General features: G+C 38.5%; 1 protein-coding gene. It reads left to right on the top strand.

Features of this window, described 5'->3' with window-relative positions:
* Window positions 1-112 precede the first annotated feature (112 nt).
* Window positions 113-1,663 (top strand): C80 family cysteine peptidase (locus BAZSYMA_RS05145; RefSeq protein WP_143243113.1); only part of this gene is annotated, 1,551 nt, incomplete at its 3' end.

Here is a 1,663-nt window from a genome sequence, read left to right as displayed (position 1 = left end):
GAAAAGTAGTGCAAGTAGCAAGCATTATGATGTTTTAAGAGGATTAAAAGAAGATCTTCAAAGGGCTAAGGCGCTAGAATCAGGACCCCTGAAGACGAAAGTTTTTGAAAAAATGGCTAACGATTTAGACAGGCATTTGTCAGGTCGAGAAACAAAGTACCAAAAACAGTTTGATAAGTTAAGCGCAATTGCACAGAATTGTGCAGAGAATACTCTTACCTATCATTTGGAAAATAGATTTAATAAGGGTGAGCTGGATATTGATGTAAGCGTAGATATGTTAAAAGACATTGCTGGCTTGAGTCTTGGAGATCAACTTACACGCATTGAAAGTGCTAAAAGTGAATTTGAAAGGTTGCTAAGTCAAGATGAGATTAACCTTGCTAAAAATGCAGCTCGCAAAGCTTGGGCTAAGGTATGTGTGAGAAAGGCATCAGAGATTGCTAGTGATATTACAAAATCTCAACGAGCGTTAAATGCATGGGAGAGAAGAACAGTAGTAAACCAGCTCGAAGTTTCTCCTGGCCCTAGGGACACACATTATGTTGTTGTTCAGTTAGAAGATGCTACAGATGTAGTAAAAAGTTCGGCAGACATAACAGGCAAACATTCTAAAAATTCCACACTTATACAAATGGATAAAGAGGGTGGTTACCGGACTGTGCATGGACCTAAACTACACGAAATAAAAGCAGATAATATTAAAATACTATTTGTTGGACATGGTGATGAAAAATTAGAGAAATCAGGAGGTAGAACACCCAGTGAGATTGTTGACATTGTTGCCACATTAAGAGGCATTTTACCCGTTCAATCAAGTATTGACACGGTCGCTATGAAAGGGTGTTATTCAGGCGCTGATTTTAGTAGAGATATCGCAATGGGACTGAAACTAAGGAATATTGAAACTACTAAGGTCAGCTCTAGATTAGGTGTGTCAAAAATAGAACAAAGCGGTAGAGTAATGGTTGACAATCGCTATCATCTTGACGAAGGAAAAGTTGTCTGGGGCTACAAAGACGGCGAATTAACTCGACTTGACCCTTACACAGACGACAATTATCATTTTGTTGTTTCTGTGGGTGATGATGGTTCGCTACAACTAAATAGATCGATAGAAGGTTTGAAAGGTGAGTTAAAAATTCGTGTTATGGCAAGTGGTTTTAATGCTACTGTGGCAGCACTGAAAAAACTAGAAAATCAACTGCCTGATGGCACCTCAATGGCACAAATAAACATAAAAATGGGTCGTGGCAGTGCAGACTGGTATGCCACACATGGTGCGTTTGGTTACTCGAGTCGTGTGACTAATTTAAGTAGCAGGTTCAATGCAGATGTATTGGCATACAGTCCTTCAGGTCCAAATAGAGGCTCATATGCTTATCATTATGTACATGGTGCAACAAGAGTAGATGGACTAGTAGGAGCGAATGGGGTGAACTATAGTTTTGTATTTCACGATATGCCCCCCTCAGACTATGTTAGTTTTACCTACAAAAAAGACAGATCTACTGTTTCATACAATTTTGCAAAAAGACCCAATATTGACAAGATAATTCTAGCCAGAATAGGCTCAGATAGTTACTCTAAGCAAGAATTGTTGGAACAATTTAAAAGTGCAATAAATCTGATTAAGGGATCTGTCTCTAAAATAGAAATTATG

It is taken from the genome of Bathymodiolus azoricus thioautotrophic gill symbiont, assembly GCF_001298715.1.
Lineage (GTDB): Bacteria > Pseudomonadota > Gammaproteobacteria > PS1 > Pseudothioglobaceae > Thiodubiliella.
This window is presented reverse-complemented; position numbering and strand designations above follow the sequence as displayed.